The organism is Streptomyces sp. NPDC031445 (genome assembly GCF_055581365.1).
Map to the genome: position 1 here is coordinate 260326 of NZ_JBVIJO010000013.1, position 22846 is coordinate 283171.

The following is a 22846-nucleotide window of genomic DNA, read 5'->3' on the forward strand; positions in this document are numbered from 1 at the left end:
GTGAAAACTTCCCTCTCAGCCCAGCAGGACGTCGTCGTCGCCCAGCCGCTTCAGCTCGCGGTAGAGGATGGCGAGGCCGGTGACGATGCCGGCGGCGGTGACGACGGCGTCGACGAGCCGCAGCGTGTCGTTCTCGGCGCGGGCCTTCTTGATCTGCTTGGCGGCGCCGACCGCGCCGAACGCGGTGGCGGCCATGGACAGGTACGTACCGGACCTGGACTTCTTGAAGCCCTTGGCCTTGGTCAGTGCGCTCACAGCGACGGTGCCTCCTCCAGCAGCGGGTGACCCCACTTTTCCACGAAGGCGGCCTCGACGGCGGCGCCCACCTTGTACAGCCTGTCGTCCTTCATCACCGGCGCGATGATCTGCAGGCCGACCGGGAGGTTGTCCTCCGGGGCGAGGCCGCAGGGCAGGGACATGGCCGCGTTGCCCGCCAGGTTGGTCGGGATGGTGCACAGGTCCGCGAGGTACATCGCCATCGGGTCGTCGGCGCGCTCGCCGATCGCGAAGGCGGTGGTCGGGGTCGTCGGGGAGACGATCACGTCTACCTGCTCGAAGGCCCTGTCGAAGTCCCGCTTGATCAGCGTGCGGACCTTCTGGGCGCTGCCGTAGTACGCGTCGTAGTAACCGCTCGACAGGGCGTACGTGCCGAGCATGACGCGGCGCTTCACCTCGGGGCCGAAGCCCGCCTCACGGGTGAGGGAGGTGACCTCCTCGGCGGAGTGCGTGCCGTCGTCGCCGGTCCGCAGGCCGTAGCGCAGGCCGTCGAAGCGGGCGAGGTTGGAGGAGCACTCGGACGGGGCGATCAGGTAGTACGCCGACAGGGCGAGGTCGAAGGACGGGCAGTCCAGCTCGACGATCTCGGCGCCCAGTTCCTTCAGCAGCTCGACGGACTCGTCGAAGCGCTGGATGACGCCCGCCTGGTAGCCCTCGCCGCGGAACTGCTTGACCACGCCGACGCGCATGCCCTGGACGCTGCCGTTGCGGGCGGCCTCGACGACCGGCGGGACCGGGGCGTCGATGGACGTGGAGTCGAGCGGGTCGTGACCGGCGATGACCTCGTGCAGCAGCGCGGCGTCGAGCACCGTGCGGGCGCAGGGGCCGCCCTGGTCGAGCGAGCTGGAGAACGCGACCATGCCGTAGCGGGAGACCGCGCCGTACGTCGGCTTCACACCGACCGTGCCGGTGACGGCGGCCGGCTGGCGGATGGAGCCGCCGGTGTCGGTGCCGATGGCGAGGGGGGCCATGTGCGCGGCCAGCGCGGCGGAGGAGCCGCCGCCGGAGCCGCCGGGGATCTTGGTGAGGTCCCACGGGTTGCCGGTCGGGCCGTAGGCGCTGTTCTCGGTGGAGGACCCCATGGCGAACTCGTCCATGTTGGTCTTGCCGAGGATCACCACGTCGGCGGCCTTCAGCCGCTTGGTGAGCGTCGCGTCGTACGGCGGGATCCAGCCCTCGAGGATCTTCGAGCCGACGGTCGTGGGCACGCCCTCGGTGGTGAAGATGTCCTTGAGCGCGAGCGGGACGCCGGCCAGCGGGCCGAGCTTCTCGCCGCGCTCCCGCTTCTCGTCCACGGCACGGGCCTGGGCGAGGGCGCCCTCGCGGTCGACGTGGAGGAAGGCGTGCACCTTCTCGTCGACCGCCTCGATCCGGGCGAGGTGGGCCTCGGTGACCTCGACGGCCGTCAGCTCGCCGGAGGCGATCTTCGCGGCGGTCTCGGCCGCGGTGAGCCTGATGATGCTGTTGTGGTCCGTCATGGCGGTCACTCCTCCCCCAGGATCTGCGGCACCTTGAAACGCTGCTGCTCCTGTGCCGGGGCGCCGGAGAGCGCCTGCTCGGGGGTGAGCGAGGGACGGACCTCGTCCGGCCGCATGACGTTCGTCAGCGGCAGCGGGTGGGAGGTCGGCGGTACGTCTTGGTCGGCGACCTCGCTGACGCGGGCGACCGCGCCGATGATGTCGTCCAGCTGTCCCGCGAAGTGATCGAGTTCTTCGGGCTTCAGCTCCAGACGCGCCAGCCGGGCGAGGTGGGCGACCTCCTCGCGCGTGATGCCAGGCATGCAGCGATCCTCTGGGGTGAGTGTGTGGTTTTGAGCCGGGGGCTGGTCGTGCCGTTCTTCGTCGTCCGCCCGAAGCGCGACAGACGGGAACGGGACGGCCAGCCCCAATCCTATGGGGCGCGGCCTCGTGCCCGTGAAACGGTTTCGCCCGGCCGCGGCCTCACCGGTGCCGGCCGTCCCAGGCGTGGCTCGCCAGGAAGTGGTTGTCGTACAGCTCCTGGACCTCCAGCAGGCTCTCCGGGGTCGCCTCGCCGAGGCGGATGCGCTGGAGGTGGCGGAAGTACTCGAAGCGCTCGACGCCCGGGGTGATGACGATCAGCAGGTCCGCGGTGCTGCCGGGGGCGGCGGCGAAGGCGTGGGGCCGGTCCGGCGGGACGACGACCAGGTCGCCGCGCCCGGCGGTGACGACGTCGTCGCCGGACAGCACCTCGGCCTCGCCGTCGAGCAGGTAGAACATCTCGGCCGAGTCGTGGTGCACGTGCGGTCGGGCCCCGTCGGCGCCCTCGGCGAGCGTGACGCGCACGGTGGACAGCGCGCCGCCGCTGGCGCTGCTGTCGGCCAGCAGCCTGACGGCGACGGGCGCGCCGCCGACGACCTCTGCCTCGGCGTCCCGGACCAGCACGGTCTCGTCGAACCTGGGCACGAACAACGACATGGCGGCATCCCCCTCGTGTGTGGCGCCCGCTGCGGGGCGGTCAGACCGCGAAGAGCAGTCCGGCACTGATCAGTACGACGATCGCGGTGGCGAAGTGGATCCCGAAGGCGACGGCTTTCCGCCCGCCGGCGCGCAGGACTATCAGCGTGTCGACGAACGGCACGAGTGCCACGCAGAGCATGAACCACGCCTCGGAGCGGGCGCCGGCGAAGGCGAGCAGGGCAAGGCCCACCAGGCCGAGGGTGCCGTCCCTCAGCCCCTTGACCGACAGGTAGGCGCGGGCGTCGCCGTGCGGGTCGGCCGGGACTCCGTAGCCGTCCGCCGCGGGACCGGGCCGGAACCAGAACCGGTAGCCGAGGAACACGCAGAACAGGTCGAGCAGGACGGCCAGGGTGTAGGCGGTGACGGTCATGTGCGGTGCTCCCCCATCGAATTTTCTAGCATTGCTAGATGATAGAGCGAAGCTAGCAGATCGTCGACAGATTGGCTAGCGTTGCTAGGATCACGGTCATGCCGATCCAGGCGCGCCGGGAGCGCGAACGAGCGGAACGCGCGCGGCTGATCGTCACGGCCGCCCGGGAGCTGGCGGAGGCCGAGGGCTGGGACGCGGTGACCACGCGCCGGCCGGCCGCCGAGATCGAGTACAGCCAGCCGGTCCTCTACAGCCACTTCCAGGGCAAGGGCGCGATCATGGCGGCGGTCGCGGTGCAGGGGTGCGCCGACCTGGCGGCGGAGCTACGGCGGGCCCGAACGGCGGCGCGGGGCACGCGCAGGGCACTGGCGGCGGTCGCGGGGACGTACACGTCCTTCGGCAGGCGCCGGCCCGCCCTCTACGACGCGATGTTCACCCACCTGGTGGACCTGCCGGTCGCGAAGCGGGAGGCGCCGGCGCCCCTGCGGGAGGCCTTCGCCGAACTGCTGCTCGCGGTGGAACCGGTCGCGGCCGGGGGCGACGACCCCGGGCTGCTGACGGAGACGTTCTGGGCGGGGCTGCACGGCCTGGTGACGCTGACGCGCGGCGGCCGGCTGCCGGAACGCGCGCACGAGGCACACCTGGCGCTGTTCATCGGCCACTTCGCGGGGGGCTGACCACCCGGCCGGGGGCTACTCGGCCGCGGGGAGCGCGGCGCGCGGCCGTTGCCAGCCGCGGGAGCCCCGCGCCAGCAGCCAGGCCGTGGTCTCCTCGGGCGGCATCGCCGCGGCGACCAGCCAGCCCTGCACCGCGTCGCAGCCCAGGTCCCGCAGCCGCTCCCACGTCTCGTCGTCCTCGACCCCCTCGGCGACGACCAGCAGGCCCAGGGAGTGCGCGAGATCCACCGTGCAGCGCACGATCTCCGCGTCCTGGGCGTCGACGGCCAGCCGGGCCACGAAGGAGCGGTCGATCTTCAGCTCGCTGACGGGGAGCCGCCGGAGGTGCACCAGCGACGAGTAGCCGGTGCCGAAGTCGTCCAGGGACATCTTCACACCGTGGCCGGTGAGCCCGGCGAGGGTGTCGGCGGCCCGCTGCGGGTCCTCCAGCAGCACGTGTTCCGTGATCTCCAGCTGGAGCGCCCCGGCGGGGACGCCGTGCCGGGCGAGGCGCGCGGCGACCGACCCGGCGAATCCCGGGGTGTGGACGTCGCGCGGGGAGACGTTGACGGCGACCGGCACCCGCAGCCCCTGCGCGCGCCACCGGGCGACCTGGCCGAGCGCGGTCTCCAGGACGTACTCGGTGAGGTGGGGCATCAGCCCCGAGGACTCGGCTATCGCTATGAACTCGTCCGGCGGCACCTTCCCGCGCTCCGGGTGCACCCAGCGGACGAGGGCCTCCAGGCCGGCGACCTGTCCGTCGAAGCGGACCTTGGGCTGGTAGTGGAGCTGCACCTCGTGCGCGTCCAGCGCCCGGCGCAGGTCGCCCAGCAGGCCGAGGCGGTCGGGGGTGTTGGAGTCCCGCTTGGACTCGTAGACCTCGACGCCCGTACGGTCCCTCTTCGCCTGGTACATCGCGACGTCGGCGCGGCGCAGGAGCCCTTCGGCGTCGAGAGCGTGGTCGGGGAAGACGGCGACGCCGGCGCTGGCCTCCAGGACGAGGGTGAGTCCGTCCAGGTCGAGCGGGGAGCTGAGGTCGGTGACGAGGCCGCGGGCGACGCGGGTGGCCGACGTGGTGGAGTCGGCTACGGGCAGTAAGACGGCGAACTCGTCACCGCCGAGCCGGGCGGCCTCGGCGCCGCGCGGCAGGGCGAGCCGCAGCCGGTCGGCGATCTGGAGCAGCAACCGGTCACCGGCCAGATGACCGAGGGTGTCGTTCACCGACCGGAAGCGATCGAGGTCGATCAGCATGAGCGCGGAGCGCGCTCCGATGCGGTCGGCGTCGTCCAGGGCGGTCCAGATGCGCTCCAGCAGCCACTGCCGGTTGGGCAGCCCGGTCAGCGGGTCGCGCAGCTGCTCCTCGGCGCGGGCGCGGGCCATCCACAGCGTGGAGTCCAGGGCGATGAGCGGGATGGCGAACAGCGGCAGCAGGACCGGCTGGGTGTCGGCGACGGCGCACAGCAGCGGCGCGATGCCGAGCAGGGCGACGGCGACCAGGCCCTGCCGGACCAGGGCGGTGCGGGCCACGGTGGGCACCCCGCCGCCGCGCGGGGCGTACAGGTACCACAGCAGGCCGCGGCTGACGGCGAGGTAGACGAACGCGACCAGCACGATCTCGGGTGCCGCGACGACGCTCCAGGAGCCGGGCCGCCAGGGCTCCTCGACGCTCGGGACCCGGCCGAACGCCCCGAGCAGCAGGGCGCCGACGCCGATGCCGAGGATGTCGGCCGCGCCGTGCAGCACCCCTTGCCGCCAGCGGTTGCGGCGGGCGATGCCGACCAGGACGACGACGGTGAGGCTGACCAGGCCGGCGGGCAGCCAGCCGTACAGGAGCAGGACGGCGAGGGTGAGGGCGGCGCCCGATCCGGTGCCGCCCCACCAGCGGGCGCGGCCCAGCATGACGAGGTGGCCGACGATGACGCCGGTGAGCAGGGCCAGCGACCAGCCGACCGTGCCGCCGGGGAAGAGGGCGTGGTGGCCGGTGTAGGCACGGTAGAAGCCGGCGCCCAGGACGAGTCCGGCGGCGGTCACGGCGGCCGCGGGCAGGGCGGGCCAGGACAGGTGCCGTTCGGCGTCGGCCCCGGCGAGACCGGGTACGGGCGCGACGGCGGACAGGGAGGCGCGGGCGTCGGTGGCCGCGCCCGGTCCGGCCGGGCGCTGCCGCACGGCCGGGCGCCCGTCGTCCCGTCCGGTCCACCGGTTGACCCGCCAGGCGCCCGCGCGGCGGCGCAGGCGCAGCCATGAGTCCGGGGCGGCGCTCTCGGTCGGTTCCATTCCCGTCCCTCTCACAGCCGGCGGTGCCCACGCCACGCGGCCCGATGCCCGACAACCATCAGCGGCTCCGCGTCGAAGAAACCTTCCCCGTGCCTGTGGAGGGCACGGAAATGCCCCAGCCGTAGCTGGGCACGGCAGGCGCACACCTCAACAGTAGGCCGCGGAAGGCTTCCACGGGCAGCGGTCTCCGACGGTTGCCCGAATGCGCCCGGGCCACCCGTATGCATCTGATATGCGCCGATCGGGTGGCCTTCAACCGCTACTCCCCGGTCGGAAGCGCGACTTCGGCCGCCGCTTCGGGGCCCTGTTCCAACAGGACGCCGAAACCGTCCTCGTTCAGCACGGGAACCTTCAGCTGCATGGCCTTGTCGTACTTCGATCCGGGGTTGTCACCCACAACGACGAACGCAGTCTTCTTCGACACCGAACCGGTCACCTTCGCGCCCTGGCGCTGCAACGCCTCCTTGGCGCCGTCCCGGGTGAAGTGCTCCAGCGTGCCGGTGACGACGACCGTGAGCCCCTCCAGCGGACGCGGCCCCTCCTCCTCGCCGGACGACTGGTCCTCCAAGGGGACGCCCGCCGCCTTCCACTTGCGGACGATCTCGCGGTGCCAGTCCTCGGCGAACCACTCCTTGAGCGCGGCGGCGATGATGGGGCCGACGCCGTCGGTGGCCGCCAGCTCCTCCTCGGTCGCCTGTTCGATGCGGTCGACGGACCGGAACTCGCGGGCCAGCGCCTGCGCGGCCACCGGTCCCACGTGCCGGATCGACAGCCCGTTCAGGAAGCGGGCCAGCGGACGCGACTTGGCCGCCTCGATGTTCGCCAGCAGGGCGAGGGTGTTCTTCTTCGGCTCGCCCTTCTGGTTGGCGAAGACCGTGACGACCTTCTCCTCGCCGGTCTTCGGGTCGCGCTTGGGCAGGCCGCTGTCCGGGTCGAGGACGTAGGCCTTGATGGGCAGCAGCTTCTCCACCGTCAGGTCGAACAGGTCGCCCTCGTCCACCAGCGGCGGGTCGGCCGGCTCCAGCGGGCGGGTGAGCGCGGCGGCGGCCACCGCGCCGAAGTGCTCGATGTCCAGGCACTCCCGGCCGGCGAGATAGGACACCCGCTCGCGCAACTGGGCGGGACAGCCACGGGCGTTGGGGCAGCGGAGGTCGATGTCGCCCTCCTTCATCGGCCGCAGCGGCGTCCCGCACTCGGGGCACTCGCCCGGCATCACGAACTCCCGCTCGCTGCCGTCCCTGAGGTCGACCACCGGACCGAGGATCTCCGGGATGACGTCACCGGCCTTGCGCAGCACCACGGTGTCGCCGATGAGCACGCCCTTGGCCTTGACGACCTCCTGGTTGTGCAGGGTGGCGAACTCCACCTCGCTGCCCGCGACCGTGACCGGCTCGACCTGCGCGTACGGCGTGACGCGGCCCGTGCGGCCGACGCCCACCTTGATGTCGACGAGCTTGGTGTTGACCTCCTCCGGCGCGTACTTGTACGCGATCGCCCAGCGCGGCGCCCGCGCGGTGGAGCCGAGCCGGCCCTGGAGGCGGATCTCGTCCAGCTTGACCACGACACCGTCGATCTCGTGCTCGACGGAGTGGCGGTTCTCGCCGTAGTACGCGATGAACTCCCGTACGCCGGCGAGGTCGTCGACCACGCGGTTGTGCGGGGAAGTGGGCAGGCCCCACGTCTTCAGCAGGTCGTACGCCTGCGAGAGCCGGGTCATGCCCGAGAAGCCCGCCAGGGCGCCGATGCCGTGGACGACCATGTGCAGCGGGCGGGTCGCGGTGACCCTCGGGTCCTTCTGGCGCAGCGAACCGGCGGCGGCGTTGCGGGGGTTGGCGAAGGGCTTGTCGCCGGCCGCGACCAGGCGTTCGTTCAGTTCGAGGAACCTCTCCATCGGGAAGTAGACCTCGCCGCGGATCTCCACCAGGTCGGGCACCTTGTCGCCGTTCAGGCGGTCCGGGATCTCCGCGATCGTCCGGACGTTCGGCGTGATGTCCTCGCCGGTGCGGCCGTCGCCGCGGGTGGCCGCGCGCGTGAGCCGGCCCTTCTCGTAGGTGAGGTTGACCGCGAGGCCGTCCACCTTCAGCTCGCACAGGAAGTGGTACGCCTGGTCGCCCAGCTCCCTGGCGACGCGGTCGGCCCAGGCGGCCAGGTCGTCGTCGTTGAACGTGTTGTCGAGCGAGAGCATCCGCTCCCGGTGCTCGACCGCCGTGAACTCCGTCGCGTACGACCCCGCGACCTTCTGGGTGGGCGAGTCCGGGGTGCGCAGCTCCGGATACCGCTCCTCCAGGGCCTCCAGGGACTTCAGGAGCTGGTCGAACTCCGCGTCGCTGATGACGGGAGCGTCCTTCACGTAGTACCGGAAGCGGTGCTCCTCGACCTGCTCCGCCAGCTGCGCGTGCTTGTCGCGGGCCTCGGCGGGCACCGCCGTCGTCTCCGCCTGCTTGTCGCCGGCCACCGTGTCGTCCTCCCGTTACTCAGGGTTGTCCGCGAGGGATCTCGCCGCCCGGACGCAGTGGGCGAGCGCCTGGCGCGCGTACGCGGGGGAAGCGCCCGCCAGACCGCACGCCGGGGTGACCGTGACCGCCTCCGCGAGCAGCCCCGGACGCAGCCCCAGCCTGCGCCACAACGTCCTGACACCCATGACGCTACCGGCAGGGTCTGACAACGGGCCGTCCGTGCCCGGCACGACACCGGCGAACAGCCGGGTACCGCCCTCCACGGCCTCGCCGATCGCCTCGTCGTCACGCGCGGTGAGGAGCGCGAGGTCGAAGGAGACGGCCGCCGCGCCGGCCCGCCGCAGCAGGGCGAACGGCACGTCCGGGGCGCAGGAGTGCACCACCACCGGCCCGCCTGCGTGCGTGCCGACGACGTCACGGAGGGTGGCCTCCACGATCTGCCGGTCCACGGCCCGGTGGGTGCGGTAGCCGCTCGCGGTGCGGACCTGGCCGCGCAGGACGGCCGTGAGGGAGGGTTCGTCGAGCTGGAGGACGATCCGGGCGCCCGGAACGCGGCGCCGCACCTCGTCGAGGTGCAGCCGCAGGCCCTCGGCGAGCGAGGCGGCGAGGTCCCGGCAGGCGCCGGGGTCGGACAGGGCGGCCTCGCCGTTCTTCAGCTCCAGGGCGGCGGCCAGCGTCCACGGTCCGACCGCCTGCACCTTCAGGTCGCCCTCGTAGCCCTGGGTGTACTCCTCCAGGGCGTCCAGGTCCTCGCCGAGCCAGGACCTGGCCCGCCTGGTGTCCCGGCCCGGCCGGTCCCCGATCCGCCACCCGCTGGGCTCCACGCGCGCGTAGAGCTCGACCAGCATCCCGGCGGTGCGGCCGATCATGTCGGCGCCGGGCCCGCGCGCGGGCAGCTCCGCGAGGAACGGGAAGTCCTCGAAGGACCCGGTGGCGGTCTTGGCGGCTTCTCTCGCGTCCCCGCCGGGCAGGGAACCGACGCCGGTGGCCCCCGGGAACCTGAACTGGCTGTTTTCGCTCACCAGGGAAGCCTACGGAACCCTCCGGACGAGGTCAGCGCCCCGGACGTACCGTCAGGTCGTTGATCTCCGCGTCCCTCGGCAGGTCCAGGGCGGTCAGGATCGCCGTGGCGACCGACTCGGGGTCGATCCACTTCGACGGGTCGTACTCCTTGCCCTCCTGCTGGTGCACCTTGGCCTGCATGGGGCTCGCGGTGCGGCCGGGGTAGACCGAGGTGACGCGGACGCCGTTCGCGTGCTCCTCCTGGCGCAGGGAGTCGGCGAGGGCCTTCAGGCCGTGCTTGGAGGCGGCGTACGCGGACCACCCCGCACTGGCGGAGAGGCCGGCGCCGGAGTTGACGAAGATCACATGGCCGCGGGCCGCCCGGAGCTGCGGCAGGAAGTGCCGGGTCAGCTCGGCGGGGGCGATCAGGTTGACGTTGAGCTGGTGGCGCCAGGACTTCGGGGTCAGCTCGCCGACGCCGCCGAGGTCGACGACTCCGGCGATGTGCAGCAGGGAGTCGATCCGGTCCGGGAGCGTCTGGTGGGAGAACGCCCAGGACAGCTTGTCCGGGTCCGCCAGGTCGCCGACGAGGGTGCGCGCGCCGGGGAACCCGGCCGCCAGCTCCTTCGCCCGGCCCGCGTCGCGCGCGTGGAGCACGATCTCGTCCCCGCGCGCGTGCAGCCGGCGGGCCACGGCCGCGCCGATGCCGGAACCGGCTCCGGTGATCACATGAGTAGCCATGACCGCCATGCTCGCATCACCGGACGCCGGGTCCCGCGGCGGTGGCCGCTCAGACCGCGGACTCCAGGTAGGCGAGGGCACGGACCGGCTCGTCGGCGAAGAAGACCAGTTCGGCCAGCGGGCGCGGCAGGAAGCCCTCGGCCTCCATGCGGCGGAACTGCTCGCGCAGGCCGTCGTAGAAACCCGCCGTGTTCAACAGCACGACGGGCTTCTCGGTGCGGCCGTGCTTCTTCAGCTCCAGGATCTCGGTGGCCTCGTCCAGCGTGCCGGTGCCGCCCACCATGATCACCACGGCGTCGGCCTTCTCCAGCAGCAGCTTCTTGCGTTCGGCGAGGTCGGCCGCGATGATCATCTCGTCGGCGCCGGGCCGCGCCTTGTTCGCCAGGAACTCCACGGACACGCCCAGCAGCCTGCCGCCCGCCTCCTGCACACCGTCGGCGACCACCTTCATCAGACCGACGTCGGAACCGCCCCAGACGAGCGTGTGGCCGGCCTTGCCGAGCAGTTCCGCGAACTCGCGCGCGGGGCGGGTGTAGCGCTCGTCGAGGTCGGCGGCGGACAGGAAGACGCAGATGTTCATGGCCTCTACCGTACGGGCCCCGCGCCGGACGGGAAGAAGCACGGCCCCTCCCGGCGCTGGAAACGGTATGACCCAAGGACACACGATCACGATCCGGAAGAGCGAGCGGCACGTGCGCGTGGTGCGCGGCGACCAGGTGCTCGCGGAGTCCGACCGGCCCCTGGAACTGCGCGAGACGGGCTGCCCGGTCAGGTACTACATCCCCGCCGAGGACGTCCGCCTCGATCTGCTGACGCCCTCCGACACGCACACCGTGTGCCCCTTCAAGGGCACGGCGTCCTACTGGTCGCTGCCGGACGCGCCGGACCTCGTCTGGGCGTATCCGGACCCCAAGGACGAGGTGGCGGAGATCAAGGACCACTACTGCTTCTACGACACCGAGGTCGCATGACCACCCCCGGCGTCGCCGTGTCGTGACCGATGAGCGCCGTGCCGTGCGGCAGTCTGCACGGCCATGGACAAGAAGACGACTTCCCGCGACGGCACCCCCCTCGCGTACCAAGTGATCGGCCAGGGGCCCACGGTGATCCTGGTGAGCGGCGCGATGTCCACCGGCGGCACCGTGGCGCCCCTGGCCCAGCGCCTCGCGGACCGCTGCACGGCTGTCGTCTACGACCGCCGGGGCCGCGGCGCGAGCGGCGACACGGCGCCGTACGAGGTCGAGCGCGAGATCGAGGACCTGGCCGCGCTGTTCGACGCGGTGGGCGGCGAGCCGGCGCTCTTCGGGGCCTCCTCGGGCGGCGCGCTGGTCCTGCGCGCGGCGGCGAGCGGGCTGCCCGTCGCCCGCGCGGCGGTCTACGAGGTGCCCTACGCCGACCACCTGGCGGGCGGCGCCGCCCGTGAGGCCACCTACAAGGAGCAGCTGGGCAGGGCGCTCGGCGAGGGCCGGCGCGGGGACGCGGTGGAGCTGTTCCTGCGCCTGACGGGCCTCGGCGAGGAGATGATCCGGCGTGCCCGGGAGTCGCCGATGTGGGCCGGCATGGAGGCGGTCGCCCCCAGCCTCGCCCACGACGACGCGGTCATGGGCGACGGCCTGCTCCCCCGGGACCGGCTCGCCGCGATCGGCGCGCCCGTGCTCGCGGTCGCCGGCGGCGCGAGCCCCGGGTGGATGCGCGCGGCCTCCCGGGAGATCGCCCAGACGGTGCCCCAGGGCACGTACCGGGTCCTGGAGGGCCAGACCCACGTGGTGGAACCGGACGTGCTGGGGCCGGTGCTGGCGGAGTTCTTCGCGGGCTGAGCCCGCCGTCCTCCCGGGACGGGGGGCCGGTTCAGACCGCCGCGGCCGTCGCGCGCGTGGTCGACGCGATCGTCGCCGAGCCCACCACGCGCGTGCCGTCGTACAGGACGATCGCCTGGCCGGGGGCGACGCCGCGGACCGGCTCGGTGAAGGTCACGCGCAGTGTGCCGTCGACGGGCTCGGCGGTCACCTCGGTCTCGCCGCCGTGCGCGCGCAGCTGGGCGGTGTAGGTGCCGGGGCCGGTGGGGGCGGTGCCGCACCAGCGGGGCTTGATCGCGGTGAGGGCGGTGACGTCCAGGGCGTCGGCCGGGCCGACGGTGACCGTGTTGGTGACCGGGGAGATGTCCAGGACGTAGCGCGGCTTGCCGTCCGGGGCCGGAGTGCCGATCCGCAGGCCCTTGCGCTGGCCGATGGTGAAGCCGTACGCCCCCTCGTGCGTGCCCAGCTTGGCGCCGGACTCGTCCACGATGTCGCCCTCGGCCTTGCCGAGCCGCTTGGCCAGGAAGCCCTGGGTGTCGCCGTCGGCGATGAAGCAGATGTCGTGCGAGTCGGGCTTCTTGGCCACGGCCAGGCCCCGGCGCTCGGCCTCCGCGCGGATCTCCTCCTTGGTGGTGACCGTGTCGCCGAGCGGGAACAGCGCGTGCGCGAGCTGCCTCTCGTCCAGGACACCGAGGACGTACGACTGGTCCTTCGCCATGTCGGAGGCGCGGTGCAGCTCGCGGGAGCCGTCCGGGTTCACGATCACCTTGGCGTAGTGGCCGGTGCAGACTGCGTCGAAGCCGAGGGCCAGTGCCTTGTCCAGCAGCGCGGCGAACTTGATCTTCTCGTTGCAGCGCAGGCACGGGTTCGGGGTGCGGCCGGCCTCGTACTCGGCGACGAAGTCCTCGACGACGTCCTCGCGGAAGCGGTCGGCGAGGTCCCAGACGTAGAACGGGATGCCGATGACGTCGGCCGCGCGGCGGGCGTCGCGCGAGTCCTCGATGGTGCAACAGCCCCGCGCGCCGGTGCGGAACGACTGCGGGTTCGCGGAGAGCGCGAGGTGGACGCCGGTGACGTCGTGGCCTGCTTCCGCGGCGCGCGCGGCGGCGACGGCGGAGTCGACTCCGCCGGACATGGCGGCGAGGACGCGGAGGGGGCGGGTGCGCTGCGGGGTGTCAGTCATAGCCCTTCCAGGGTACGGGGCGCGGGAACCGCGTCGGCCTGGTATCCGTTGACGATCGCAGAGGGTGGCGACGGGGCCGGTGACACCGGCGGCGACGGGGGCGGACATGGGCACGGCGAAGGACGACGCGGACCGGCGGCTGGGCCGGCGGGCGCTGCTGGCCGGCGGGGCCGCGGCGGCCGTGGGCACGGCCGTGCTGGCCCGGCAGGAGCTGTCGCGGCTGTGGTGGCGGATGCCCGGGGTGGACAAGCCGCGGGTGGCGGGCGCGGTGGACTTCCGGGGCGCGCGCTGGGTGGGGGCCTCGGCGGCGAACTACCGGCTCGCGGACCGGCCGTCCGACTACCGGGTGGACCGGGTGGTCGTCCACGTCACCCAGGGCGGCTACGCGTCCGCGGTGAAGGTCTTCCGGGACCCGGGGCACGGGGCGGCGGCGCACTACATCGTGCGCCAGGACGGGCGGGTCACCCAGCTGGTCCGGGAGCTGGACGTGGCCTTCCACGCGGGCAACCGCGAGTACAACGAACGCAGCGTCGGGATAGAGCACGAGGGCTTCGTGGAGGACGCCTCGTCGTTCACGGACGAGATGTACGCGGCCTCGGCGCGGCTGACGGCGGCGATATGCGAGCGGTACGGCATGCCCGTGGACCGCGAGCACATCATCGGGCACGTGGAGGTGCCGGGCACGGACCACACCGATCCGGGGCGGTTCTGGGACTGGGACCGGTACATACGCCTGGTCCGGGCCGAGCGGGAGAAGGCCGAGCGGGAAAGGGCACGGGCGTCCGCGTCCCCCCGCGCGGCTACGTGAGCCCGGCCGCGCGGGCGCGTTCCACCGCCGGGCCGATCGCCTTGGCCACGGCCTCGACGTCCGCCTCCGTGGAGGTGTGGCCGAGGGAGAAGCGCAGGGTGCCGCGGGCCAGGTCCGGGTCGGTGCCGGTGGCGAGGAGGACGTGGCTGGGCTGGGCGACGCCCGCGGTGCAGGCGGAGCCGGTGGAGCACTCGATGCCCTGGGCGTCCAGCAGGAGCAGCAGGGAGTCGCCCTCGCAGCCGGGGAAGGTGAAGTGGGCGTTGGCCGGGAGCCGGCCCTCGGGCGCCGGGTCGCCGCCGAGGATCGCGTCCGGTACGGCGCGGCGCACGGCGTCGACCAGCTGGTCGCGCAGGGCGCCGATCTCGCGCGCGAACCACTCGCGCTGTTCGGCGGCGAGCCGGCCGGCGACGGCGAAGGAGGCGATGGCCGGGACGTCCAGCGTGCCGGAGCGCACGTGCCGCTCCTGGCCGCCGCCGTGCAGGACGGGTACGGGGGTGTGCTCGCGGCCGAGGACCAGCGCGCCGATGCCGTACGGCCCGCCGATCTTGTGCCCGGAGACGGTCATGGCGGCCAGGCCGGAGGCCTCGAAGTCGACCGGGACCTGACCGAAGGCCTGGACCGCGTCGGCGTGCAGCGGGATGCCGAATTCGGCGGTGACGTCGGCCAGTTCACGGACCGGCATGACCGTGCCGATCTCGTTGTTGGCCCACATCACGGTGGCCAGGGCGACGTCGGCGGGGTTGCGGGCGATGGCCTCGCGCAGCGCCTCGGGGTGGACGCGGCCGTAGGAGTCGACGGGGAGGTACTCGACGGTGGCGCCCTCGTGCTCGCCGAGCCAGTGCACGGCGTCCAGCACGGCGTGGTGCTCGACGGGGCTGGCCAGGACGCGGGTGCGGGCCGGGTCGGCGTCGCGGCGGGACCAGAACAAGCCCTTGACGGCGAGGTTGTCGGCCTCGGTGCCGCCGGAGGTGAGGACGACCTCGCTGGGGCGGGCGCCGAGGGCTTCCGCGAGGGTTTCGCGGGACTCCTCGACCGTACGGCGTGCCTGGCGGCCGGATGCGTGGAGGGAGGAGGCGTTGCCCGTGATGCTCAACTGGGCGGTGAATGCCTCCGCCGCCTCCGGGAGCATCGGGGTGGTCGCGGCGTGGTCGAGGTAAGCCATGGTGAGCCGATTCTACGGCTCCCCCGCGGTCGGCTTCGGCCGCGAGGGCGTGCCGCCGGCTCCGCGCGTTGCGCCGGCCGCGCCTGGACGCGTTGCGCCGGCGGCGCCTGAGCGCCTTGCGTTGGTCGCACCTGGGCTTGGTGGCGGCGCACCCGGCGCTGTTGGCCGTGCCCACCCGTTCCGCCCTGCGGAACGATTGCCCACGGCGGGCATGGGGCGCACCGCGGCGGTGCGGGTGCGGTCAGGCGGCGGGGCCGGTCGGCGGGCGCGGCCGGGTGGCCGACGGCGGTGCGGCGGGGAGCCGGTCGGTGCGGCTGGGTGGCCGAGGCGGCGAGGGTCTGGGCCGTGTTGTCGTCCGTGGTGCGCCGTGGCGTGCCGGGGGACGTCACAGGCTCCAGGACACCGTGCCCGAGACCTCCATCGCGATCAGCAGGGCCGCCAGGTCGGCGACGCCCAGGGTCAGGCCGAGGTAGGCGCGACCCCGGCGGGTCGTGCCGCGCCAGAGGGCGACCACGGCCAGGACGATGGCGACCGGGCCGAGGAAGAGGTTGAGCACGAGCAGGCCGAGGAGGCCGAGGATGAAGGACGCGACGGCCATGCCGTCGGCGTCGCGGGGGCGCGGGCGGGCGGCGGCGTGGGTGCGGCCGGTGGCCGGTGCGGTGAGGTGCATGGCGCTCAGCTCCTGGAGTGCTTTCCTGTGGTCGGCTGGCCGAGATCCGGGGTCAGTGGGCCGAGGTGCGGCGGCGGCGCTCGCGGATCGCGAAGACGCCGAGCCAGACGGCGATGACGGCGGCCAGGACGGCGGTGACGGTCAGCGGCGCGTGAGCGACGGTGCCCAGCACGACGCCGAGCAGCATGAGTGCGGCGACGAGGAACAGCATGGGATCAGATCCCCCCTCCGATATGCCTCGTGTTCGGCCGGTGTGAAGTTTGGGTGAACAATTGTAGTAACAGTTGTTCACTGACTTTGAGTGTAGCGCTCCCGACGGCTTTTCAATTCCGGAGAACAGTTGTTAACTGGATGACATGAGTCACACCGTCGGCATCCGGCAGGCCCAGAAGCAGAAGACCCGGCAGGCGTTCCTCGACGCGGCCCTCGCGCTGCTCGAGGAACAGAGCCTGAGCAGCCTGGGTCTGCGCGAGGTCACCCGGGCCGTCGGTGTCGCCCCGACCGCCTTCTACCGGCACTTCCGCTCGACCGCCGACCTCGGGGTCGCCTTGGTCGACGAGGCGCTGGGCAGCCTGCATCCGATGGTGCGGACGACGGTGTCCGCGACGGGCGACAGTGAGGAACGCATCGCGCGTGCCGTCGAGTTGATCGCTCGTCACGTAGACGCGTACCCCGCACATGTCCGGTTCATCGCCCGGGAACGGCATGGCGGGGTCCAGCCGGTGCGCGAGGCCATCCGGGCCCAGCTGCACCGGTTCGCCGAGGAGGTGAAGGCCGAGCTGGCCAAGGACCCGGAGGCGGCGGGCTGGAGCGACGACGACCTGCTGATGCTCGCGCACCTCTACGTCGACCAGATGCTCATCACCGCCTCCCTCTTCCTCGAGGCGCTGGAGGCCCCGGCGCAGGAGCGGGAGCGGGTGGCACAGCTCGCCACCCGCCAGCTGCGGCTGATCAGCATCGGCCGCGCCCACTGGCTGGACTGAGCCGTCCCGTCACGCCCGGCCGCGGCTCAGCGCTGCTCGTACAGGGCCGCGACGGAGCGGGCCCCGGCCAGCAGTTCCGCGCGGGCCTCGGGCGGGTCCAGGATCTCCACCCGGTCGGAGAACGCGAGGAGCTGGCGCACGGCGCGCAGCACCGGGTAGGCCAGCCGGGCGGTGACCCATTCGCCCGCGCCGTCGTCCTCGGGCGGAGCCGTCAGCTGTGCGGCGGCCATGCGCTGGAACATGTCGAGCAGTTCCCGCCGTACCCGCACGGTGACCTCGACCTCGTTCTCCCGCTCCTCCACCTGCCGGCGCAACAGCTCCCAGAGGCCGGCGAGTTCGATCCCGGGCCGGCGCCGCACGGGCTCGTCCAGCAGCCGGGCCGAGCGCACCCGGTCGGCGCGGAACAGCCGGGGCAGGCCGCGCCGGTCGGCGACCAGGTACCAGACCCCGGCCTTGGCGACGAGGCCGTAGGGGTCCACCGTGTACGTCCGCGGTTCCCGCTCCCCGCTGTGCCGGTAGCGCAGTGCCAGGCGCCGGTCGGAGAAGACCGCGTCCTGGAGCACGTCCAGGTCGGCGGCCTGCCGCGGGCCGCTCTTCCAGCGGGTGGCGTCGACCAGGACGCGGCGGCTGGTCACCTCGGCGGCGGGCCGGTGCGGCGCCGGCAGCGCGGCCATCACCTTGCGCAGGGCCGAGCCGAGGGCCGCGTCGAGGCCGAGCGCGGCGTGGGCGCCCTGCGCGGCCAGGACGAACAGGGCGCGGGACTCGTCGGCGGTCAGCCCGGTGACGTCGGTGCGGAAGCCGGGGAGGAGTTCGATGCCGCCGTGCCGGCCGCGCTCGGCGTACACCGGGACGCCGGCGGCGGACAGCGCCTCGACGTCCCGGTAGATGGTGCGGACCGACACCTCCAGCCGGTCGGCGAGTTCGGGCGCGGGGACACGGCCCCGGGTCTGGAGGAGCAGCAGGATCGACAGCAGCCGGTCGGACTTCACCGCGTCAGGATCGCGCCGTCGCCGGGTGCGGGACAAATCCTGACGCCGGTTGTCAGGTTATCCGGGCATCCTCGCCCCACCGACCGAGGGAGAGACACACCATGACCAGCACCGGCAGCACCGGCTTCATCGACCCGCGCCCCGTCTACGTCCGCGCCACCGCGCAGGCGGCCGACCTGATCAGGACCGTGCGGCCCGAGGACCTGACCCGGCCGACGCCCTGTGCCGAGTTCGACGTCCGGGACCTGTTGAGCCACGTCGTCGGCGTCACCCGGCGGATCGCGGTGGTGGGCGAGGGCGGTGACGGGCTCGCCGTGCAGCCGACCGCCGAGGGCGTCGCTGACGACGGCTGGGCCGCGGCCTACGAGGAGGTGCGGGTCCGTGTCCTCGCCGCCTGGGAGAGCGACGCGCGGATGGTGGCCCCGGTGCGGGTGCCCTGGGGCGAGGTCCCCGGCCACGGGGCGCTCTCCGGTTACGTCATGGAGGTCGTCACGCACACCTGGGACCTGGCCGAGGCGATCGGGGTCCCCACGGGCGAACTCGACGCGGAGCTGGCCGAGTTCGCGCTCGCGACGGCCCGCGCGGTGCTGCCGGACACCCGGCCCCGCGGCACGGAGACGCCCTTCGGGGCCCGCCGCGAGGCGCCGCCGGCGGCCGGCCCCTACGAGCGGCTGGCGGCCTGGCTGGGGCGCGAGCCGCTCAGCCGAGTCTGACCCGGGCCAGCTGGCGGGACTGGGCGACCAGGCGGTCCGCGCTGTCCCACACCTCGGCGTCCTCCTCCAGGAAGCCGCCGGCCAGGTTGCGGGTGGTGATGGAGACCCGCAACGGGCCCGGGGCCGGCCGGTGACGGACGTGCACGGTCAGTTCCACGGTCGGCACCCAGCCCTTCAGGCCCAGCTCGAAAGCGGTGGGCGGCAGGGCGTCCACGGCCAGGAGCAGCGAGAGCGGGTCGGCGTCCCGCCCGTCGGCAAGCCCGAACCAGGCACGCATCTCACCCCTGCCGGACGGCGTGCCCAGCGCCCAGCCGAGGGTGGCGGGGTCGAGCTTGAGCATCAGCCGGTCGGCGATGGCGGAGCCGCCCTCGACCGGGGACGGCCCGTCCTCGGGGCCGAAGCACTGCTCCAGCGGGGGCATCGCGGGAGGGGTGGCGGTCGTGCGGACGTCGTCGGGGAGGGCGGCGAGGTCGCCGTAGGAGGCGAGGACGCGGATGCGTTCGACCTCGTTGCCCTCCTCGTCGTACTGGAAGAGCGAGGCCTGGCCGGTGGAGAGGGTGCGGCCGGTGCGGACGGTCGTGGTGCGGACGACCGCCGGGCCGGGCCGGGAGGCGGTCAGGTAGTGCGCGGTGACGGAGAAGGGGTCCGGGTGCGGGAGGGCGTCCGCGAGGGCCCGGCCGAGCACGGCCAGCAGGTAGCCGCCGTTGACGGCGCCGAGGATGGTCCAGCCGGCCGAGAGGCCGGTGTCGTAGACGCCGGGCCCGCGCCGGGTGACCGCGGTGTCGCGGTCGAACTCGCTGTCGCCGGTCAGGGCCCGCGACGGGGAAGGGGCGGAAGCTGCTTCTGGCATGGCTGCACGGTACAGCAGACAACTACTAAGCGGTAGCTTTCTTGTGTCTGGCAGCGGGGTGCCCAGCAGTCGGTCCGCTCCGGCCCCCGGGTGAGGTTCCGGCAATTTCTCGGTAAGTGTCCGGACCTGTCCACAACCTCCGGCGGCGGATCGCCCTCTATGGGGACATGAGCCTCACCGGGACTCCGTTCCTCTACACGACCGTCCTGCTCTCGGTCGTCGCCCTCATACTGCCGCTCGTCCTGTGGTCGCGGATGCGCGGGCCCGAGCCCCTGCGGATCACGGCCCGGGTCCTCATGCTGCTGTTCGCCCAGGGCACGGCCGTCACCCTGGTCTTCGTACTGGTCAACAACCAGAACAACCTCTATGACAACTGGGCCGACCTGCTCGGCACCGGCGACCACGTCCAGCGGGCCGCCGACCTCGGCAAGGACGGCACCGGCGGCATCACGGTGACCCGGCTGCCGAAGGTCAGGCAGACCTTCACGGCCGCCGACGGGCCCGGCATGCGCGCGGCCGGCGGGGTCCGCGTCACCCAGCTCAGGGGCCGGGTCTCGGGCGTGAACGCCGAGGTCTACGTCTGGCTGCCGCCGCAGTACGGCGAACCGGCCTACCGGAACAAGAAGTTCCCGGTGGTCGAGCTGCTGCCGGGCTACCCCGGTTCCGCGAAGGCGTGGTTCGGGTCGCTCAAGGCGCACGAGCAGGTGCTGCCGCTGATGAGGAGCGGCCGGGTGGCGCCGTTCATCCTCGTCGCCCCGCGCACCAACCTGCTGGCCGGCGTGGACACGGGCTGCGCCAACGTCCCGGGGCAGGTCAACGCCGACAGCTGGCTCAGCGTCGACGTCCCGAAGATGGTCATGGACAACTTCCGCGCCGAGCCCGCCCCCCGGGGCTGGGCGGTGGCCGGGTACTCGGCGGGCGCGCACTGCGCGGTGAAGCTCGCCGTGGCCCACCCCGACCGGTACCGGGCCGCGGTGAGCCTGTCCGGCTACAACGACCCGATCGGCGAACGCGACTCCCTCGCCGCCCAGACCCCCGCCCTGCGCGCCGCGAACAACCCCTATCTGCTGCTCAGGCGGGAGGCCGTGCCGCCCCGGATCGCGCTGTACCTCTCCGGCGAGTCCGGCGACGGCTACCAGGCGGGCATGGCCCTGGAGGCCGTCGCCAAGGCGCCGACCACCGTGCGGGTGGTGTTCCTGCCACGCAGCGCGGGCGGTCACACCATGGCGCTGTGGCGCCCCCAGGTCGACACCGTCTTCCGCTGGCTGACCCTCCAGATGGGCCAGGGCCACGCCAGGGGCCGGGACACCTCGGTCGCCGGGAGGGCGCCCGGGGCTACTCCTCCGTCACCGTCGACCGGCGGTTCCACGCGCGCGGCGCTCGCCAGTGGAACCGCATCGCGAGCAGGCGCAGCACGAAGGCCGTGATCACCGCGAGCCCGCTGGTGAACGGGGTCAGGACGTCGTAGCGGATGCACAGCACGACCATCGTGGCGCCGACCATCGCCGGGACCGCGTACAGGTCGCGGTCCCAGCGCAGCAGCGAGGGCACCTCGTTGGCCAGCACGTCCCGCAGGACGCCGCCGCCCACGGCGGTGGCGAGGCCCAGCGTCGCCGACGCGGTCAGGCCGAGACCGTAGCTGTACGCCTTCGTCGTACCGCTGACGCAGAACAGGCCGAGGCCGGCCGCGTCGAAGACGAGCACCGCCGCCTGGATGCGCTCCACGTGCGGATGCAGGAAGAAGACGACGAGCGTGGCAAGCAGCGGGGTGAGGAAGTACCCCAGGTCCGTGAAGGCGGCCGGGGGCACGGCCCCGATCACCAGGTCGCGGAACAGCCCGCCGCCCAGCGCGGTGACCTCGGCGAGCACGGCGATGCCGAAGACGTCGAAGTTCTTCCGCACGGCCAGCAGGGCGCCGGAGATCGCGAAGACGAAGATGCCGATCACATCGAGCGTGTGCTGGACGGAGGGACTGAAGAGTTGCTGGAGCTGCACCCTGACATTCTCACCCGCCGCAGTGCGTGGGCCTTACAAAGCCAGGCTCACAGGGCGGGTTTCCCTGTGGTGAACAGCCAGGTGTCGAAGAGGCCGCCGAGCTGCTGTCCGCTGACGCGCTCGGCGAGGCGGATGAAGCCGGCGGTGTCCGCGTTGCCGTACCGGTGGAGCTTCGTCCAGGCCGGCAGCAGCTTGAAGAAGGCCGTGTCACCGATCCGCTCGCGCAGCGCCTGGAGCGTCATCGCGCCGCGCTGGTAGACGGCGGAGGCGAACATCGTGTCCCGCTGCGGGTCGGCGACCTTGATCTGCCAGAAGGCGGAGCCGGCGGGGCGGGAGCCGTAGGCGGCCAGGAAGGAGTCGTGGGCGCTGCGGGTGCCCTGGTGCTCGGCCCACAGCCACTGGGCGTAGGTGGCGAAGCCCTCGTTCAGCCAGGTGTCCTTCCACTGGGCCACGCTCACCGAGTCGCCGAACCACTGGTGGGCCAGCTCGTGCACGATGGTCGACTCGTTGCGCACGGCCGAGTAGGCGGGCTTGCTCTGCACCTCCAGCGAGAACCCGGCCTGCGGCATGTCGTCGACGATCGCGCCGGTCTCCTCGAAGGGGTACGGCCCGAAGACCTGCGACCAGTAGTCGGTGGCGGCGGCCGTGACGGCGTACACGTCGACGCTGTTGCCGTCCTTGAGCACGGGGTCGATGGCGACGTAGACGGGGATGCCGCCGGGGGTGCGCCCGGTGCGCACGTCGAACTTCCCGATGGTGGCGGTGGCGAGGTAGGTCGCCATCGGCTTCGACTCCCGCCAGTGGGTGTACGTCGAGCCGCCCTTGTCGTACGTCGACACCAGCCGGCCGTTGGAGACGGCGGTCAGGCCCCGGGGAGCCTTGATCCGGATGTCGTACGTGGCCTTGTCGGAGGGGTGGTCGCTGGACGGGAACCAGGTGGAGGCGGCGTTGGGTTCGCAGGCGACGAAGACGCCGTCGGGGGTCTTCATCCACCCGTAGTCGGAGCCGAAGATGATCGGCCCGCCGAGGGCCCGCGGTACGCCGCCGTAGGTCACGGAGACGGTGAAGTCCCGTCCCTCGGGGAGCGGGTGGCGCGGGGTGACGGTCATCTCGTCGCCGTCGCGCGTGAACCGGGCCGGTCTGCCGTCGACCCGGACGCCGGTGACCTCCAGCTGCTGGAGGTCGAGGTCGAAGGAGGAGAGCTCCTGGGTGGCGCGGGCCCTGAGGGTGGTACGGCCGTCCAGGCGGCCGGTGTCCGGGGCGTAGGCGATGTCCAGGTCGTAGTGGCGGGCGTCGAAGCCGCCGTTGCCCAGCCGGGGGAAGTAGGGGTCGCCGATGCCGGGGGCGCCGGGGGTGGGAGCGGAGGAGGCGGCGACGACGAGAAAGGAGGCTGCCGCGGTGGCGACAGCCCCCAGACGTGCCGAACGGGAGAGTGCCATGTGTCG

General features: G+C 72.9%; 25 protein-coding genes. 7 read left to right on the forward strand and 18 right to left on the reverse strand.

Translation table 11 applies throughout. The annotated features are described in order from the left end of the window. Positions 1 to 15 precede the first annotated feature (15 nt). From ACZ5DC_RS30670 to ACZ5DC_RS30690, 5 genes are all read right to left on the reverse strand, one after another. Entirely contained in the window at positions 16 to 255 is a 240-nt protein-coding gene (locus ACZ5DC_RS30670) for a hypothetical protein (RefSeq protein WP_030346630.1), read from the reverse strand. Beyond that, positions 252 to 1754, reverse strand: coding sequence for an Asp-tRNA(Asn)/Glu-tRNA(Gln) amidotransferase subunit GatA (gene gatA, locus ACZ5DC_RS30675; RefSeq protein ID WP_366753832.1), 1503 nt, complete (start codon positions 1752 to 1754; stop codon positions 252 to 254). Before gatA ends, ACZ5DC_RS30670 begins: the two co-directional genes overlap by 4 nt. Before the next feature lie 5 nt (positions 1755 to 1759). Next, on the reverse strand, positions 1760 to 2056 hold the full coding sequence (gatC, locus tag ACZ5DC_RS30680; protein ID WP_004925108.1) for an Asp-tRNA(Asn)/Glu-tRNA(Gln) amidotransferase subunit GatC: 297 nt from the start codon (positions 2054 to 2056) through the stop codon (positions 1760 to 1762). Positions 2057 to 2216: 160 nt separating this feature from the next. Then, complete coding sequence (locus tag ACZ5DC_RS30685) at positions 2217 to 2711, reverse strand: cupin domain-containing protein (RefSeq protein ID WP_468658041.1); 495 nt, start codon at positions 2709 to 2711, stop codon at positions 2217 to 2219. Between the two features lie 40 nt (positions 2712 to 2751). After that, positions 2752 to 3123, reverse strand: a complete 372-nt coding sequence (locus tag ACZ5DC_RS30690; protein ID WP_468658043.1) for a DUF4267 domain-containing protein — start codon at positions 3121 to 3123, stop codon at positions 2752 to 2754. A 98-nt stretch (positions 3124 to 3221) separates the two neighbouring features. Here ACZ5DC_RS30690 and ACZ5DC_RS30695 point away from each other — a divergent pair, with 98 nt between their 5' ends. Beyond that, positions 3222 to 3800 (forward strand): TetR/AcrR family transcriptional regulator, encoded by a 579-nt coding sequence (locus ACZ5DC_RS30695; RefSeq protein WP_468658045.1) that lies wholly within the window; start codon positions 3222 to 3224, stop codon positions 3798 to 3800. A gap of 15 nt (positions 3801 to 3815) precedes the next feature. Here the strand turns inward: ACZ5DC_RS30695 and ACZ5DC_RS30700 are convergent, their stop codons facing one another. From ACZ5DC_RS30700 to ACZ5DC_RS30720, 5 genes are all read right to left on the reverse strand, one after another. Further along, a complete protein-coding gene (locus ACZ5DC_RS30700; RefSeq protein WP_468658047.1) occupies positions 3816 to 6053 on the reverse strand; it encodes a putative bifunctional diguanylate cyclase/phosphodiesterase in 2238 nt (745 codons plus the stop codon). 259 nt (positions 6054 to 6312) lie between these two features. Continuing rightward, positions 6313 to 8508 (reverse strand): NAD-dependent DNA ligase LigA, encoded by a 2196-nt coding sequence (ligA, locus tag ACZ5DC_RS30705; protein ID WP_468658049.1) that lies wholly within the window; start codon positions 8506 to 8508, stop codon positions 6313 to 6315. A gap of 15 nt (positions 8509 to 8523) precedes the next feature. Beyond that, positions 8524 to 9531 carry a methionine synthase gene (locus ACZ5DC_RS30710; protein ID WP_468658051.1) on the reverse strand — a complete coding sequence of 336 codons (1008 nt, stop codon included), beginning with the start codon at positions 9529 to 9531 and terminating at the stop codon, positions 8524 to 8526. 31 nt (positions 9532 to 9562) lie between these two features. After that, positions 9563 to 10261: an SDR family oxidoreductase gene (locus ACZ5DC_RS30715; RefSeq protein ID WP_366753825.1), complete on the reverse strand. Its 699-nt coding sequence runs from the start codon at positions 10259 to 10261 to the stop codon at positions 9563 to 9565. Positions 10262 to 10301: 40 nt separating this feature from the next. Then, a complete protein-coding gene (locus tag ACZ5DC_RS30720; protein ID WP_468658053.1) occupies positions 10302 to 10832 on the reverse strand; it encodes an LOG family protein in 531 nt (176 codons plus the stop codon). 67 nt (positions 10833 to 10899) lie between these two features. Here ACZ5DC_RS30720 and ACZ5DC_RS30725 point away from each other — a divergent pair, with 67 nt between their 5' ends. Further along, the gene (locus ACZ5DC_RS30725; RefSeq protein WP_468658055.1) at positions 10900 to 11223 is read left to right on the forward strand and encodes a DUF427 domain-containing protein; all 324 of its coding nucleotides are present in this window, start codon (positions 10900 to 10902) and stop codon (positions 11221 to 11223) included. A 63-nt stretch (positions 11224 to 11286) separates the two neighbouring features. After that, a complete protein-coding gene (locus ACZ5DC_RS30730) occupies positions 11287 to 12069 on the forward strand; it encodes an alpha/beta fold hydrolase (protein WP_468658057.1) in 783 nt (260 codons plus the stop codon). 31 nt (positions 12070 to 12100) lie between these two features. On the opposite strand, the gene mnmA is transcribed toward ACZ5DC_RS30730, so the two are convergent. After that, the gene (gene mnmA / locus ACZ5DC_RS30735; protein ID WP_468658059.1) at positions 12101 to 13231 is read right to left on the reverse strand and encodes a tRNA 2-thiouridine(34) synthase MnmA; all 1131 of its coding nucleotides are present in this window, start codon (positions 13229 to 13231) and stop codon (positions 12101 to 12103) included. A gap of 106 nt (positions 13232 to 13337) precedes the next feature. On the opposite strand from mnmA, the gene ACZ5DC_RS30740 reads away from it, so the two are divergent. Beyond that, positions 13338 to 14039, forward strand: a complete 702-nt coding sequence (locus ACZ5DC_RS30740; protein WP_468658061.1) for an N-acetylmuramoyl-L-alanine amidase — start codon at positions 13338 to 13340, stop codon at positions 14037 to 14039. On the opposite strand, the gene ACZ5DC_RS30745 is transcribed toward ACZ5DC_RS30740, so the two are convergent. From ACZ5DC_RS30745 to ACZ5DC_RS30755, 3 genes are all read right to left on the reverse strand, one after another. Continuing rightward, complete coding sequence (locus tag ACZ5DC_RS30745; RefSeq protein ID WP_468658063.1) at positions 14032 to 15201, reverse strand: cysteine desulfurase family protein; 1170 nt, start codon at positions 15199 to 15201, stop codon at positions 14032 to 14034. The genes ACZ5DC_RS30740 and ACZ5DC_RS30745 overlap by 8 nt on opposite strands. Before the next feature lie 385 nt (positions 15202 to 15586). After that, on the reverse strand, positions 15587 to 15871 hold the full coding sequence (locus tag ACZ5DC_RS30750; RefSeq protein WP_468658065.1) for a DUF4190 domain-containing protein: 285 nt from the start codon (positions 15869 to 15871) through the stop codon (positions 15587 to 15589). Between the two features lie 52 nt (positions 15872 to 15923). Beyond that, positions 15924 to 16082, reverse strand: coding sequence for a hypothetical protein (locus ACZ5DC_RS30755; RefSeq protein WP_366753819.1), 159 nt, complete (start codon positions 16080 to 16082; stop codon positions 15924 to 15926). 145 nt (positions 16083 to 16227) lie between these two features. Here ACZ5DC_RS30755 and ACZ5DC_RS30760 point away from each other — a divergent pair, with 145 nt between their 5' ends. Then, positions 16228 to 16854 carry a TetR family transcriptional regulator gene (locus tag ACZ5DC_RS30760; protein ID WP_366753818.1) on the forward strand — a complete coding sequence of 209 codons (627 nt, stop codon included), beginning with the start codon at positions 16228 to 16230 and terminating at the stop codon, positions 16852 to 16854. A 26-nt stretch (positions 16855 to 16880) separates the two neighbouring features. Here the strand turns inward: ACZ5DC_RS30760 and ACZ5DC_RS30765 are convergent, their stop codons facing one another. Continuing rightward, positions 16881 to 17843 carry a helix-turn-helix transcriptional regulator gene (locus tag ACZ5DC_RS30765; protein ID WP_468658068.1) on the reverse strand — a complete coding sequence of 321 codons (963 nt, stop codon included), beginning with the start codon at positions 17841 to 17843 and terminating at the stop codon, positions 16881 to 16883. 101 nt (positions 17844 to 17944) lie between these two features. Between ACZ5DC_RS30765 and ACZ5DC_RS30770 the strand changes: the two genes are divergently transcribed. Next, positions 17945 to 18556: a TIGR03086 family metal-binding protein gene (locus ACZ5DC_RS30770; protein WP_468658070.1), complete on the forward strand. Its 612-nt coding sequence runs from the start codon at positions 17945 to 17947 to the stop codon at positions 18554 to 18556. On the opposite strand, the gene ACZ5DC_RS30775 is transcribed toward ACZ5DC_RS30770, so the two are convergent. Continuing rightward, positions 18543 to 19406 carry a thioesterase family protein gene (locus tag ACZ5DC_RS30775; RefSeq protein WP_468658072.1) on the reverse strand — a complete coding sequence of 288 codons (864 nt, stop codon included), beginning with the start codon at positions 19404 to 19406 and terminating at the stop codon, positions 18543 to 18545. The genes ACZ5DC_RS30770 and ACZ5DC_RS30775 overlap by 14 nt on opposite strands. A gap of 167 nt (positions 19407 to 19573) precedes the next feature. On the opposite strand from ACZ5DC_RS30775, the gene ACZ5DC_RS30780 reads away from it, so the two are divergent. Beyond that, on the forward strand, positions 19574 to 20833 hold the full coding sequence (locus tag ACZ5DC_RS30780) for an alpha/beta hydrolase (protein WP_468658074.1): 1260 nt from the start codon (positions 19574 to 19576) through the stop codon (positions 20831 to 20833). Here ACZ5DC_RS30780 and ACZ5DC_RS30785 read toward each other — a convergent pair. After that, positions 20742 to 21401, reverse strand: coding sequence for a trimeric intracellular cation channel family protein (locus tag ACZ5DC_RS30785; RefSeq protein ID WP_366753813.1), 660 nt, complete (start codon positions 21399 to 21401; stop codon positions 20742 to 20744). The genes ACZ5DC_RS30780 and ACZ5DC_RS30785 overlap by 92 nt on opposite strands. A 47-nt stretch (positions 21402 to 21448) precedes the next feature. Then, complete coding sequence (locus tag ACZ5DC_RS30790; protein WP_468658076.1) at positions 21449 to 22840, reverse strand: M1 family metallopeptidase; 1392 nt, start codon at positions 22838 to 22840, stop codon at positions 21449 to 21451. Positions 22841 to 22846 lie beyond the last annotated feature (6 nt).

Bases quoted from the DNA above. Each gene is read 5' to 3' on its own strand.
- gatA (WP_366753832.1), bottom strand. From the start codon at position 1,754: ATGACGGACCACAACAGCATCATCAGGCTCACCGCGGCCGAGACCGCC.
- gatC (WP_004925108.1), bottom strand. From the start codon at position 2,056: ATGCCTGGCATCACGCGCGAGGAGGTCGCCCACCTCGCCCGGCTGGCG.
- ACZ5DC_RS30685 (WP_468658041.1), bottom strand. From the start codon at position 2,711: ATGTCGTTGTTCGTGCCCAGGTTCGACGAGACCGTGCTGGTCCGGGAC.
- ACZ5DC_RS30690 (WP_468658043.1), bottom strand. From the start codon at position 3,123: ATGACCGTCACCGCCTACACCCTGGCCGTCCTGCTCGACCTGTTCTGC.
- ACZ5DC_RS30695 (WP_468658045.1), top strand. From the start codon at position 3,222: ATGCCGATCCAGGCGCGCCGGGAGCGCGAACGAGCGGAACGCGCGCGG.
- ACZ5DC_RS30700 (WP_468658047.1), bottom strand. From the start codon at position 6,053: ATGGAACCGACCGAGAGCGCCGCCCCGGACTCATGGCTGCGCCTGCGC.
- ACZ5DC_RS30715 (WP_366753825.1), bottom strand. From the start codon at position 10,261: ATGGCGGTCATGGCTACTCATGTGATCACCGGAGCCGGTTCCGGCATC.
- ACZ5DC_RS30720 (WP_468658053.1), bottom strand. From the start codon at position 10,832: ATGAACATCTGCGTCTTCCTGTCCGCCGCCGACCTCGACGAGCGCTAC.
- ACZ5DC_RS30725 (WP_468658055.1), top strand. From the start codon at position 10,900: ATGACCCAAGGACACACGATCACGATCCGGAAGAGCGAGCGGCACGTG.
- ACZ5DC_RS30730 (WP_468658057.1), top strand. From the start codon at position 11,287: ATGGACAAGAAGACGACTTCCCGCGACGGCACCCCCCTCGCGTACCAA.
- mnmA (WP_468658059.1), bottom strand. From the start codon at position 13,231: ATGACTGACACCCCGCAGCGCACCCGCCCCCTCCGCGTCCTCGCCGCC.
- ACZ5DC_RS30740 (WP_468658061.1), top strand. From the start codon at position 13,338: ATGGGCACGGCGAAGGACGACGCGGACCGGCGGCTGGGCCGGCGGGCG.
- ACZ5DC_RS30745 (WP_468658063.1), bottom strand. From the start codon at position 15,201: ATGGCTTACCTCGACCACGCCGCGACCACCCCGATGCTCCCGGAGGCG.
- ACZ5DC_RS30750 (WP_468658065.1), bottom strand. From the start codon at position 15,871: ATGCACCTCACCGCACCGGCCACCGGCCGCACCCACGCCGCCGCCCGC.
- ACZ5DC_RS30755 (WP_366753819.1), bottom strand. From the start codon at position 16,082: ATGCTGTTCCTCGTCGCCGCACTCATGCTGCTCGGCGTCGTGCTGGGC.
- ACZ5DC_RS30760 (WP_366753818.1), top strand. From the start codon at position 16,228: ATGAGTCACACCGTCGGCATCCGGCAGGCCCAGAAGCAGAAGACCCGG.
- ACZ5DC_RS30770 (WP_468658070.1), top strand. From the start codon at position 17,945: ATGACCAGCACCGGCAGCACCGGCTTCATCGACCCGCGCCCCGTCTAC.
- ACZ5DC_RS30775 (WP_468658072.1), bottom strand. From the start codon at position 19,406: ATGCCAGAAGCAGCTTCCGCCCCTTCCCCGTCGCGGGCCCTGACCGGC.
- ACZ5DC_RS30780 (WP_468658074.1), top strand. From the start codon at position 19,574: ATGAGCCTCACCGGGACTCCGTTCCTCTACACGACCGTCCTGCTCTCG.
- ACZ5DC_RS30790 (WP_468658076.1), bottom strand. From the start codon at position 22,840: ATGGCACTCTCCCGTTCGGCACGTCTGGGGGCTGTCGCCACCGCGGCA.